The organism is Aquitalea sp. ASV15 (assembly GCF_016429115.1).
Taxonomy (GTDB): Bacteria; Pseudomonadota; Gammaproteobacteria; order Burkholderiales; family Chromobacteriaceae; genus Aquitalea; species Aquitalea magnusonii.
Genome location: NZ_JAELTZ010000001.1, coordinates 1 through 12,574, shown reverse-complemented (window position 1 = coordinate 12,574; position 12,574 = coordinate 1). Strand labels below are relative to the sequence as shown.

Below are 12,574 nucleotides of genomic sequence, written 5' to 3'. Positions count from 1 at the left end.
GGGTTTAAAGCACCATCTTGACCATGGGGTGGCCAGTGAGCGACAGATAGATATTGTCCAGCTGCTGGCGCGAGGTGGCGTTCACGGTAATGGTCAGCGCATAGAAACGTCCACCCGAGCTTTCCCGCAGCGTGACATCGTGCTCGGCCAGATCCGGCGCATGCACCCGCACCACTTCGGTCATGGTGAGGACAAATTCATCGTGACGCTCGCCCATCACCTTCAGGGGAAAGCGACAGGGAAATTCAATGATTTCCTGCTTTTCAGTGCTGTTTTCAGCCATGTTCAACTCGATTCTGCAAAGGCAAAAGGCCCGCATCACCCGATGCAGGCCATTGCCCGGCCCCGTCACACGGGGCGGTCAATCAAAAGCCGGATTACTTCCAGCCCAGCATCAGCTTGATGCTGTCCCACAGGCGGCTGAAGAAGCCACCCTCTTCCACGGTTTGCAAGGCAACGACCGGACGCTCCAGCAGCGGCTTGCCATCCAGGCTCACCACCAGCTTGCCTACGGTCTGGCCGGCCTTGATCGGCGCGATCAAGGGCTGCATGGTGGACAGGTCGGCCTTCAACTGAGCGGCCTGGCCCTTGACCACGGTGGCGTAAACATCCTGACTGAAGCCAACCGGCACCGACTTGGCCGCACCCTTGTACACCGGAACATCGGAAACCGGCTTGGCTGCCGAGTAAAGTTTGGGCGTATCGAAAAACTGCAAGCCGTAGTTAAGCAACTTCGAGCTTTCCACCGCACGCGCTTCCGGGCTGGCGGTCCCCACCACCACCGAAATCACCCGCCGGCCGTCGCGATGGCTGGAGGTGATCATATTGTAGCCTGCGGTATCGGTGTAGCCGGTTTTCATGCCGTCGACGTTGGGGTCGCGGTACAGCAGCAGGTTACGGTTGGGCTGGGTGATGTTGTTATAGGTGAAAGACTTGATGGAGTACGTGGGATAGAACTCCGGGAAATCACGAATCAGCGCGGCGGACAGGATGGCCAGATCATGCACCGTGGTGTAGTGATCGGCATGCGGCAGGCCGGTGGCATTGCGGAACTGGGTGTTCTTCATGCCCAGTTTCTGCGCCTGCTGGGTCATCAGCTGGGCGAACACGTCTTCGCCGCCGGCAATGGCTTCAGCCAGGGTGACGCAGGCATCGTTGCCGGACTGCACGATCATGCCCTTGATCAGGTCATCCACCTTCACCGGTACTTTCGGGTCGAGGAACATGCGCGAACCGTCGGTTTTCCAGCCACGGCTGGACACGGTCAGCATCTGGTCCAGCGTCAGGCGCTTTTCCTTGACTGCCTTGAAAGTGAGATAGGCGGTCATCAGCTTGGTCAGCGAGGCCGGCTCGACACGTGCGTCCGGGCCCTGAGCAGCCAGCACCTGGCCGCTATTGAAATCGACCAGATAATAGGCCTTGCCGGCAATTTCCGGCACCGGCGGTACAAAGGCAGCAGTGGCAGAGGCAGCAACAGGCAAGGCAAGCGTGGCAGCAAGCAGAATTCGGGAGATGGTGGTTTTCATTGAGATCGACAACTGGGTGAGGGCTACAAACAATAGCCGTTGATTATACACGCCCACGCTGCTGCGTTGACCGTAAATGGCCGGTTTTTGCAGCAGTGCATGGCCTGTCGCCAATGTGGTTGCGGCAATGCAGCATGAAAATGGCGACACGGCTTCCCGCCGGCTTGGAGTTCCTGCTACTCTGACAGTTCAATAAGAAAGAACGACAAGGACATCGGCATCACCATGCAAGACAAGCAAGACTATCTGGAGCGCATCCTCACTTCGCGCGTCTATGACGTCGCGGTGGAAACCCCGCTGGAAACGGCGAACAATCTCAGCCGCCGCACCGGCAACACCATTCTGCTGAAACGCGAAGACCTGCAGCCGGTGTTCTCCTTCAAGCTGCGCGGCGCTTACAACAAGATGGCCAAGCTGACCCCCGCGCAGCTGGCCAACGGCGTGATTACCGCCAGCGCCGGCAACCACGCCCAGGGCGTGGCGCTGTCGGCCAAGAAAATCGGCTGTGAAGCCATTATCGTGATGCCGGTCACCACCCCGCAGGTGAAGATTGACGGCGTGACCAGCCGTGGCGGCAAGGTAGTCCTGCATGGCGAATCGTTCAGCGACGCCTATCAGCACGCCATGCAGCTGGTGGCCGAAACCGGCAAAACCTATATCCCGCCGTTTGACGACCCGGACGTGATCGCCGGCCAGGGCACCATCGGCATGGAAATCCTGCGCCAGCACCCCGGCCATATCGATGCCGTGTTCGTGGCGATTGGTGGTGGCGGTCTGGCAGCTGGCGTGGCCAGCTTCATCAAGCGCCTGAAACCGGAAATCAAGATCATCGGCGTGCAGCCGGTGGATTCGGACGCGATGAAGCAGTCCATCGAAAAAGGCGAGCGTGTCGAGCTGAAAGACGTGGGCCTGTTTGCCGATGGCGTGGCGGTGAAGCTGGTGGGCGAGGAAACCTTCCGCCTCTGCCGCGAGCTGCTGGACGAAATCATGCTGGTGGATTCGGACGCCATGTGCGCCGCCATCAAGGACATCTTCGAAGACACCCGCTCCATCGTGGAGCCGGCCGGGGCACTGGCCGTGGCGGCCGCCAAGGTCTATATCGAGCGCGAAGGCTGTACTGGCCAGACCCTGGTGGCCATCAACTGCGGCGCCAACATGAACTTCGACCGCCTGCGCCATGTTTCGGAACGCTCCGAACTGGGCGAGCGCCGCGAAGCCATCATCGCCGTCACCATTCCGGAAAAACCGGGCAGCTTCAAGCAGTTCTGTGCGGTAATCGGTAACCGCAACATCACCGAATTCAACTACCGCTTTGCCGACCCCGGCACCGCCCATGTGTTTGTCGGGGTGCAGATCAGCGGCAAGCAGGATTCGGAACGCATCATTGCCGAACTGAAAGCCAATAATCTGGACGGTCTGGACCTGACCGACAACGAACTGGCCAAGCTGCACATCCGCCACCTGGTGGGCGGCCACGCCCCGCAACTGAAGGACGAGCGCGTGCTGCGCTTTGAATTCCCGGAACGTCCGGGTGCGCTGATGCGCTTCCTGGAGGGCATGCGTACCCACTGGAACATCAGCCTGTTCCACTACCGCAACCACGGTGCCGATTATGGCCGCGTGCTGGTTGGCATCCAGGTTCCCGCCAGCGACAATGCCGAGTTCCAGCACTTTCTGGATGGCCTGGCCTATCCCTATGTGGAAGAGACGGATAATCCGGCCTACAAGCTGTTCCTGGGCAAGACCATCCGCTAAACTCTGCCGGCCAGCCAGCACGGCTGGCCGCAGAACTTCCCGTACAGGCAACCCACATGATCAAGGCAGTACTGTTTGACCTCGACGGCACCCTGGCCGATACCGCGCGCGACCTGGGCGCCGCCCTCAACCGCTTGCTGGCCGAGGAAGGCCTGCCGCCACAACCCTATGCCGCCATCCGGCCACTGGCCAGCCATGGCGCACGCGGGCTGGTGAGCCTGGGTTTTGGCATTGATCGCCAACATCCGCGTTTCGAAGAATACCGCCTGCGCTTTCTCGATCACTACGAGCACAGCTTTGCCGACGAAACCGTGCTGTTTGACGGCATCAACCACATGCTGGACGGCATCACCGCCAAGGGTCTCACCTGGGGCATCATCACCAACAAGCCGATGCGTTTTACCGACCGGCTGGTGCCGGCCCTGCCCTTCAGCAGCCGCCCGGCGGTCACCGTCAGTGGCGACACTGTCGGCGTGCCCAAGCCGGACCCGGCGCCCATGCTGCATGCAGCCAGCCAGATTGGCATCGACCCGGCACATTGCCTGTATGTGGGCGATGCCGAGCGCGATATCCAGGCCGGCCGCGTGGTGGGCATGAAAACCGTGCTGGCCAACTGGGGCTATATCTCGGAACAGGACCAGCCGGAGCAATGGGGTGCCGACATCAGCATCAATCATCCGCTGGAATTGCTGCAACACTTGTAAAGCGACCTGGACTGCGCCGTATAAAAAAACTGCCGCCAGAATACTCTGGCGGCAGTTTCATGTCAGGCTGGCTGTACCAACAAGCCGGATGTGCGTTCAGAAGGGGTAAACCACTTCTGCCGGCTTGAATTCGCAAGGCTTGTCGGACGGTGCCGCATCATGCATTTCAGCCTTGCTGTCGGAAATCTTCTTCCAGGAACCACCCAGGCTACAGGCAAAATCCTGTCCCAGTTCCAGCTCACCAAACGTCGATGGCAGTACCGGTTCTTCGCAGTGCGGGCACAGATTGGCCGCGGGGCCTGTCAGCTGTGCCCGGCTGGATACCTTGTCGCACCAGCAACATTTGATTTGATCTTCAGTCATCTTCACTTCCCGTTACCTAAGCTTGCCATGTCGAAATGACGCGAATGCAGCCGGCCATTATACCCTGTCTGGGCCAAACCGCCGAATGAGGGTGAAGCGACTCATGCCGCGCAGCGCGTCAGCCCGGCGTGATGCAGGCTGGCTGCGGGTCGGGCGTAGTAAAAACCCTGCAGCAGATCAGCCCCGCCCTGCCATGCCATGCGGTGCTGGGCCTCGGTCTCGATGCCTTCGCACACCACCTGGCCGCCCAGGTCGTGAATGATGTCGATCAGCTTGGGAAACACCATGCGCGCCCGCTCATTCAGTGCCGACTGCGTCAGCAGGCTGCGATCCAGCTTGACCAGATCGGGCGTCAATTGCCACAGCCGGTCAAAATTGGAATGTCCGGCACCGAAATCGTCGATGGCAATGCGAAACCCTTTGCGTTTGTAACTGTGGATGGCCGCATCCAGCAGTTGCAGATCGGCGATTTCCGATTCGACGATTTCCAGCACCACCTGTTGCGCTTGCAAGCCGCAATAGCCCAGCAGGGTTTCGAAAGTGGAACCGTGCCGGCCACTGGCAATGCTCAGCAGATGCTGGCCATGCACATTGAGAAACAGCAACTCGCCCGGCTCGGCCTGGGCGGCAAAATTCAGCGCATGGATCACCCGGCTCAAGCGGTCGAGATAGACAAACTCTTCGGCGCAACTGGCCTGGGCAAAAAAATGCTCCACCGCCAGCGGCTGGCCGGTCTTGTCGCTTACCCGCAGCAAGGCTTCATGCGCCACCGGCCGCAGGCCGCCGCCCTGGCGCTGCATGATGGGCTGGAACACACTGTCCAGCCGCAACCCGCCATACAGGGCAAAGGTGCCGTGATCGGAAAACTTGAGTGTAGGCCGCTGTCTGGCCACGGCAGGTGGCCATTGATGGAAATAGCCAAGCAAACGATTCAACTGCATTGCACATCCCATTCTGTCTGGATAAGCCCTGGCACGGGAAGATCCGCCGGCTTGCGGGCTGAACGCGGGGCCTGCCTAGCAGCCGTCATCCAGCCGCTGCAATACGGCAGCCCCCTGCCCGGTGGGCAGGAAAGTGGCAAAACCATGGCGGGCGTAATTGGCGCGTAGCGCGGCCAGCCGTGCTGGCTGTGCCGCATAGGTGGCCGGCAACAGAAAGCCGATGCGCGGCGCCGGCCCGGCCAGCCGGTCGACAATCTGGCGAAACACCCGGCCATGCTCCTGGCTGACCGCCTCCAGCAACAAGGCGGATACCGGCAGGATCAGCCCCTGCCCGCCATAGCCGGCTTGCAGGTAGTTGAGCAAATGCAGGCTGCGGATAAAGCGGTCCAGCACTACCGGCGTTTCACTGACGCGGGTCAACCGTGTCAGCGCCTCGTCCGCCATGATCTCGCCACCCGGCGCAACAGCCTGCAGCCGCGCCAGCATACCCAGCGACTGGCCGGCGCCATCGCAGGCCGGCTCAAACTGGCTGGACAGGCGCACCTTGATGAATTCACCCACCACCTGCCCATCCGCCGTGCTCCATAGCGGAAATTCCATGAAGTAATCGGCATGGACAGTGTGTAAAAAACGGGTGAGCAATGCATTCATGACAAGCCCGACCATCTGCAGGCAATACCGGATGAAAGATGAAAGAGAACGCCGCCCTGGCTCCTGCCAGCAACGGCCACCCGCACGCGATAGCAGGCCAACAGGCACTTGCGCACTGCAGGCATCACTCTAGCCCGACAGCAGCGGATTGATAAATGCCCATTGCTGATATCGCTATTCGCCACACAGATAAGCCGCTGGCGACCAGCCGGTATTGATATGGCACAAACCAGGGGAAAGTTGCACTGGACCGCAAGAAATGCCCACCAGATACTAGGCAGCGTTAATCCTCCTCCATCCTTATGGAACTTGCGCCCACCCCTTGCCGGGTGGGCGATTTTTATTCCCCCGCCGCCCTGACTCGCTGCCACAGCAGCCCGCCCCCTCCGCGCAGCGGCGGCATGCCCGCGACCTGTCCTGTCAGACAGCTGCTGACGCCTCCCTGCCAGCAATCCGCCTTGCCCGCATACAAACCATCTTGATAACAGCTTTAAACAAATTTGGAGTAATCTGCCAAGACATGACCACCATGCGCCTGTGCGGCGGGCTGGTGGGTGGTGATGGGCAGCGCGGCACTGCGGCAATTTTTGAACAGAAGCTTATTTATGCAATAACAACGACTCGATATACTGCATAAAACAGCTTAATTGATGTCACTTTTTATAGCTTTAATTTAAAACGACGTCATATGCAGAAAGAAACAACGTGATTGACCTTACGCCCTCCTCCTGGTTGACGCAGCGCTTTGGCACGGACAGCCCGCGCTGGAGACTGCCGCCGGACTCCAACGCGCTTTATCTTTCCGATGCCGACGACCGGATGATCGTCGCCATCGCCCTGAGCAATGCCCAGGCCGAAGACGTGCGCAAACTGGAAGGCTCCACCGCCACCGTGGCCATCGAAACCCAGCTGGAAGGCATACCGCTGGGCCTGATCCTGATTGGCCGCCGCACCGACCATGACGAATGGCGCGGCGTGGCCACCTGGTGCAATGACACCGCCGCCGTGCGACGCGAGATGGAGCGCGGGCTGAATTTCTCCGAACAGGTCATTTCCGAAGTCAGCTCGCTGATCGTGATCGTGGACGACCAGGGCAATATCAAGCGCTTCAACCGCGAATGCGAACGGCTGTCCGGCAAGACCGAGGCCGAAGTCATGGGCAAGAACGCGCTGGAACTGTTTTTCTCGGCGGAAGAGTCGGAAAAGATCCGCGCCAATCTCACCACCTTTTTCCGCAGCATGCACAGCTGGGAAACCGAGCGCCACATCCTGACCAAGGACGGTCCGCGCCTGATCTGGTGGCGCAACCGGCTGGTGCGCAATGCCACGGTGGACCAGTGGTTTCTGGTCTGCTCCGGCACCGACATCACCGAGCAGCGCCGTGCACAGGCACGGCTGGAGGAACAGGCCAGCACCGACAGCACCACCGGCCTGCCCAATCGCCATGCCATCCAGAGCATCATCAATCTGGCCGTTGCCACCAGGCCGGTCAAACCCTTCGACCTGCTGTTCCTCGACCTGGACAACTTCAAGAACATCAACGACCACTATGGCCATGCCATCGGTGACCTGCTGATTGCCCGGGTCGGCCAGGCGCTGCGCGAGCAGATCGGCCCTGGCGACGTGCTGGCACGTTTTGGCGGCGATGAATTCTTGCTGCTGCTCTACGATGCCACCCCGGAAAAAACCGCCAGCGTATGCCGCCAGATCCGCACGCTGATGGAAACGCCGTTTACCCTGCAACACATCCAGGTGTATTCCGGCTGCTCCATCGGCGTGGCCAGCTTTCCGGCCGACGGCGAGAGCCTGAGCGAGCTGGTGCGCAACGCCGATACCGCCATGTATGCCGCCAAGGCCGCCAACAAGGGCGGCGTGATGCATTTTTCGCGGGAGATGAACAACCACCTGCAGGAAAGCATGTGGCTGGATGGCGGCTTGCGCCAGGCGCTGCAGGAAGGCCAGTTCAGCCTGCACTACCAGCCGCAGGTCTGCCTGCGCAGCCGGCGCGCCACCTCGGTGGAGGCGCTGATCCGCTGGCAATCGAGCGAGCGCGGCATGGTGCCGCCGCTGAGCTTCATCCGCTATGCCGAAGATTCCGGCCTGATCAAGCCGATTGGCCGCTGGGTGATCCGCGAAGCCATGGCCCAGGCCAGGCGCTGGAGCAGCCTGCCGCAGCCGCTGCGCATTTCGGTCAATCTGTCGGCCCGCCAGCTGGGCGACCCCGAGCTGCTGTCCGACTTCATGGCCGCCATGCAGCAGCACGGTTTTAAGCGCTCGCCGCTGGATATCGAGCTGACCGAATCCTGCATCGCCTCGGACGAGGGGCGTACCATCGAGATCATGAGCGCGCTGCGTGCGCTGGGTGTCAACATCCACCTGGACGACTTCGGCACCGGCTATTCCTCGCTGTCGCAGCTGACACGGCTGCCCTTGCAAGTCATCAAGATGGATCAAAGCTTTATCCGGGCCATTCCGGCTGATGCCCGTTCCATGGCACTGCTGCGCTCCATGGTGGCGGTGGCGCAGCAGCTCGATTTCCAGATCGTGGCCGAGGGGGTGGAAACCGACAGCCAGCTGGACTTCATCAGTGAGATAGGCGTCGACCTGGCCCAGGGCTATCATTTTGCCCGCCCCATGCCTGCCGACCAGCTGGAGCAATGGCTGCAGCAGCATGGCAAACCCTGAAGCGGGCCTGCCATGCCACTGGCTCAGCTGCCGCTACTCAGGCGCGAGCGCGCTTGTTCTGCAGCTGAACCAGTCTTTCCATATAGGCAATATCCTTGTCCTCCACTGACAGCGCGGTATCCACCCAGTCCTGGGTGATGTCCATCAACTCTTCGCGGTGGATGGGAAACACCCGGTGACGGGCGCGCAGCATGGCACGGATGCCGTTCAGCCTGGGCTGCAGGGTGTCGATGAAGGTTCTGGCAGCCATCACCCCCTCGCCCGGCTCGAACAGCTGGTCGGCCAGCCCCACTTCATGGTGCCAGGGCGCTCGCGGCGCCTCGCCCGAGGCAATCAGCTGCTCGGCCACCCTTTGCCCCGCCTTGCGCCCGACAAAGGAATAAGCCCCCATGCCGGGGAAAAGATTGAAGGAAATCTCGGGAAATCCCATTTTGGCATCCCGCTGCGCCAGCAGGAAATGATGGGCCAGCGCCGCCTCGAAACCACCGCCCAGGGCACTGCCCTCCACCAGCGCCAGGGTGATGACATTGCGGCCAAAGCCGCCGTCCAGATGGCACAGGATATCAATGCAACGGGTGGCATAGCTGGACAGCACAGCGCGCTGGCGCTGGCGTATTGCCTGGGAAAACAGGCTCAGATCACCGCCGGTGTTATACATGTGCGGCACGGTTGAGCCGGAAATGAAAAAATCAATCGGCAGCTTGCTGTCGCGCACCGCGCGGAACACCGCCTCCACATCGTCCAGCAAGGCCGGGTTGAAACTGGGGCGCGGGTGGGTATGCATCATCAGCCAGACAATGCGGCGGCTGCTTTCGTAGTAGGCGGTCAGTTGCGATGTGTGACCAGCTTCGGTAAAAATCTGGCAGTCTTTGTGGAATGCATCAGTCATGTCGGCTCCTTCATGAGCGTGGTGGAAAATCGATGGAACGTTTGATTTTCCAGCTTTGCCGCCAGCATAAACAGTGACCTCGGTTCATTCCATATGTTTTGAAAAATTTCAGCCATTTCGATTTATTTAAAGAAAACAACTGAAAATGCTGATTTTTGCCTATTCCTCCAGCTTTCCAGCCATCATGATATTTATGCTGTTTTTTTCAAAAACCAGCTTGAACGCCAGACCGGCCACCGTGGCAGCTGGCGCTCATCACCCCTGAGTGGCAAGGTCAAGCGATGATCAGTGAAGAAATCACCCTGCGCAAACTGCAGATCCTGGCCGCCTTTGTGGCCAGTGGCAGCCTGGCACGCACTGCCGAACGCATGCAGATGAGTACCGTCAGCGTGCACCGCGCCCTGCATTCGCTGGAAGACGCCATGCGCTGCCCCCTGTTCCGCAACGAAGGCCGCCGGCTGATTGCCTTGCCCGCGGCGCTGGCACTGGCCGAGGCAGCCGAGGACGCCGGACGGACCCTGGAAGCCGGCATCCGCAAAGCGCGGGAAAAAGCCGGTTTTGGCGCGGCCCAGCTGAAAATCGGCGCCATGTACTCGCTGACGGTGGAACTGATTCCGCGGCTGGTGATGGGGGTCAAGCTGCGCCGGCCGGAGCTGGCCATCGAATTGCAGCTGGGCTCCAACGCCCAGTTGCTGGACAAGCTGCAAGCCCAGGATGTGGACGCCTTGCTGATGTCGCTGCCGGCCGATGGCAACCTGCCGGGCTTGCTGGCGGTACCGCTGTTCGAAGACCAGCTGTTTCTTGCCTCCTCGCTGGCCGGCCCGGCACCGGCAGCCGCCATGGCCGATCTGGCCGCCTGCCGCCATGAAAAATTCGTCGCCCTCAGCGACGGTTTCGCCACCAGCCGCGACTTCCAGCGCCTGTTCGAGCAAGCCGGTTACCAGCCGGATGTGGTGATGCGGGTGGATGACATTTTCTCGCTGATGAACCTGGTGGCCGCCGGCGTGGGCCTCAGCCTGCTGCCCGGCCGGGTCAGCTCGCTGTTTGCCGGGCGCATCCGCTTCACCCCGCTGACCCCGGAGTGGCGCTGCACCCAGCATATCGGCCTGTTGCTGCAGGAATGCCGCGAGCGCGACCCCAACCTGCTGGCCTTGCTGGCCGAAGCGCGCATGCTGGGACAGCAGATATCGGCCAGTGGCCTTGCCGCCAAACCATTAGCCTCAGGCTAACAATTCGACAGCCAGCTTGATTGATGGCCAGCCTGCCAGCGCCTACCTTGCAGACATTCTCATCTGCGATATGGAGCACCCATGCTGGCAGCCTCACCCCCCTCCCCGGTCTGGAATCGCCGCCGTAATGAAAAGCGCCGCCGCATCGAGCTGGCCAGCCACCTGGCCAGCGGCCGCATCCTGCCCACCGACCAGCTGACGGCTGCGCTGGAAATCCTGATCGCCCCCGGCGACCGCGTGGTGCTGGAAGGCAATAACCAGAAACAGGCCGACTTCCTGTCGCGCAGCCTGGCCCGCACCAATCCGGCCCGCCTGCACGATCTGCACATGATCATCCCCAGTGTGGGCCGGCCCGAGCATCTGGACATTTTCGAAAGCGGCATTGCCCGCAAGCTGGACTTTTCCTTCTCCGGCCCGCAAAGCCTGCGTATCGGCCAGCTGCTACAGGATGGCTGCCTGGAAATCGGTGCCATCCATACTTATGTCGAGCTGTATGCGCGGCTGTTTGTCGACCTCACCCCCAATGTCGCGCTGGTGGCCGCCTATCAGGCCGACCGCCACGGCAATCTCTACACCGGCCCCAGCACCGAGGACACCCCGGCGCTGGTGGAAGCCACCGCCTTTCGCGACGGCATCGTCATTGCCCAGGTCAATGAAATTGTCGACGACCCGGCCGAACTCACCCGCGTGGACATTCCAGCCGACTGGGTGGATTTCGTGGTACTGGCCGACCGCCCCTTCTTTATCGAACCGCTGTTCACGCGCGACCCGCGCCTGATCAAGCCGGTACACGTGCTGATGGCCATGATGGCCATTCGCGGCATCTACGAGCGGCACCAGGTGCAATCGCTCAACCACGGCCTGGGCTTCAATACTGCCGCCATCGAACTGCTGCTGCCCACCTACGGCGAGCAACTGGGACTGAAAGGCAAGATCTGCCGCCACTGGACGCTGAACCCGCATCCGACGCTGATCCCGGCCATCGAAAGCGGCTGGGTGGACAGCGTGCACTGCTTTGGCGGCGAACTGGGCATGGAAGCCTATGTGGCGGCCCGCTCCGATGTGTTCTTCACCGGCCGGGACGGCTCGCTGCGCTCCAACCGCGCCTTCTGCCAGATGGCCGGACAGTACGCGGTGGACATGTTCATCGGCTCCACCCTGCAAATGGATGGCGACGGCCACTCCTCCACCGTCACCCATGGCCGGCTGTCCGGCTTTGGCGGCGCACCCAATATGGGCCACGACCCGCATGGCCGGCGCCATGCCAGCCCGGCCTGGCTGGACCTGATCCAGACCGACAGCCTGCTGGCCCGTGGCCGCAAGCTGGTGGTGCAAATGGTGGAAACCTTCCAGGGCAACGGCCAGCCCACCATCGTGGAAAGCCTGGACGCGGTGGAAGTGGCGCGCAACAGCGGCATGCCGCTGGCCCCGGTGATGATTTACGGCGACGACGTCAGCCATGTGCTGACCGAAGAAGGCATTGCCTATCTGTACAAGGCCGAATCACTGGAACAGCGCCGGCAGATGATCGCCGCCGTGGCCGGCATCACCCCCATCGGCCTGCGCCACGACCCGGCCAGCACCGCCGCCCTGCGCCAGGCCGGACTGGTGGCCCTGCCAGAAGACCTGGGCATCCGCCGCAGCGAGGCCAGCCGTTCGCTGCTGGCCGCCAAGAGCATGGCCGAACTGGTGAGCTGGTCGGACGGGCTGTACCAGCCGCCGGCCCGCTTCCGGAGCTGGTAATGCGGCGCGCCCTCGCACCCGATCCGGCCGGGCAACTGGCCAGCCAGCTGGCGGCACTGGCCTGCCAGTCGCTGCTGGATGAAGCCCG

General features: G+C 61.5%; 11 protein-coding genes. 5 read left to right on the top strand and 6 right to left on the bottom strand.

The genetic code is table 11. From position 1 onward, the window contains the following. Positions 1 to 4 precede the first annotated feature (4 nt). Both JHD64_RS00055 and JHD64_RS00050 read right to left on the bottom strand, forming a co-directional pair. On the bottom strand, positions 5 to 283 hold the full coding sequence (locus JHD64_RS00055) for a YbeD family protein (protein ID WP_059286389.1): 279 nt from the start codon (positions 281 to 283) through the stop codon (positions 5 to 7). A 94-nt stretch (positions 284 to 377) separates the two neighbouring features. Further along, complete coding sequence (locus JHD64_RS00050) at positions 378 to 1,526, bottom strand: D-alanyl-D-alanine carboxypeptidase family protein (protein ID WP_199051967.1); 1,149 nt, start codon at positions 1,524 to 1,526, stop codon at positions 378 to 380. A 225-nt stretch (positions 1,527 to 1,751) separates the two neighbouring features. On the opposite strand from JHD64_RS00050, the gene ilvA reads away from it, so the two are divergent. Both ilvA and JHD64_RS00040 read left to right on the top strand, forming a co-directional pair. Beyond that, the gene (gene ilvA / locus JHD64_RS00045) at positions 1,752 to 3,281 is read left to right on the top strand and encodes a threonine ammonia-lyase, biosynthetic (protein ID WP_199051853.1); all 1,530 of its coding nucleotides are present in this window, start codon (positions 1,752 to 1,754) and stop codon (positions 3,279 to 3,281) included. A 56-nt stretch (positions 3,282 to 3,337) separates the two neighbouring features. Then, the gene (locus tag JHD64_RS00040) at positions 3,338 to 3,985 is read left to right on the top strand and encodes an HAD family hydrolase (protein WP_110312825.1); all 648 of its coding nucleotides are present in this window, start codon (positions 3,338 to 3,340) and stop codon (positions 3,983 to 3,985) included. A 96-nt stretch (positions 3,986 to 4,081) separates the two neighbouring features. Here the strand turns inward: JHD64_RS00040 and JHD64_RS00035 are convergent, their stop codons facing one another. The 3 genes from JHD64_RS00035 to JHD64_RS00025 all read right to left on the bottom strand — a co-directional run bounded on the left by JHD64_RS00035 (position 4,082) and on the right by JHD64_RS00025 (position 5,940). After that, a complete protein-coding gene (locus JHD64_RS00035) occupies positions 4,082 to 4,348 on the bottom strand; it encodes a hypothetical protein (protein ID WP_059286391.1) in 267 nt (88 codons plus the stop codon). 101 nt (positions 4,349 to 4,449) lie between these two features. Continuing rightward, positions 4,450 to 5,289 (bottom strand): EAL domain-containing protein, encoded by an 840-nt coding sequence (locus JHD64_RS00030; protein ID WP_199051852.1) that lies wholly within the window; start codon positions 5,287 to 5,289, stop codon positions 4,450 to 4,452. A gap of 75 nt (positions 5,290 to 5,364) precedes the next feature. Then, positions 5,365 to 5,940 (bottom strand): hypothetical protein, encoded by a 576-nt coding sequence (locus JHD64_RS00025; protein WP_059286393.1) that lies wholly within the window; start codon positions 5,938 to 5,940, stop codon positions 5,365 to 5,367. A gap of 705 nt (positions 5,941 to 6,645) precedes the next feature. Between JHD64_RS00025 and pdeR the strand changes: the two genes are divergently transcribed. Then, positions 6,646 to 8,625 (top strand): cyclic di-GMP phosphodiesterase, encoded by a 1,980-nt coding sequence (pdeR, locus tag JHD64_RS00020; RefSeq protein ID WP_059286394.1) that lies wholly within the window; start codon positions 6,646 to 6,648, stop codon positions 8,623 to 8,625. 37 nt (positions 8,626 to 8,662) lie between these two features. On the opposite strand, the gene JHD64_RS00015 is transcribed toward pdeR, so the two are convergent. Continuing rightward, positions 8,663 to 9,514, bottom strand: coding sequence for a crotonase/enoyl-CoA hydratase family protein (locus tag JHD64_RS00015; RefSeq protein WP_199051851.1), 852 nt, complete (start codon positions 9,512 to 9,514; stop codon positions 8,663 to 8,665). 281 nt (positions 9,515 to 9,795) lie between these two features. On the opposite strand from JHD64_RS00015, the gene JHD64_RS00010 reads away from it, so the two are divergent. Both JHD64_RS00010 and mdcA read left to right on the top strand, forming a co-directional pair. Continuing rightward, positions 9,796 to 10,743: a LysR family transcriptional regulator gene (locus JHD64_RS00010; RefSeq protein ID WP_059286396.1), complete on the top strand. Its 948-nt coding sequence runs from the start codon at positions 9,796 to 9,798 to the stop codon at positions 10,741 to 10,743. An 81-nt stretch (positions 10,744 to 10,824) separates the two neighbouring features. After that, positions 10,825 to 12,486, top strand: coding sequence for a malonate decarboxylase subunit alpha (gene mdcA, locus JHD64_RS00005; RefSeq protein WP_199051850.1), 1,662 nt, complete (start codon positions 10,825 to 10,827; stop codon positions 12,484 to 12,486). The last annotated feature ends 88 nt before the right edge of the window (positions 12,487 to 12,574 follow it).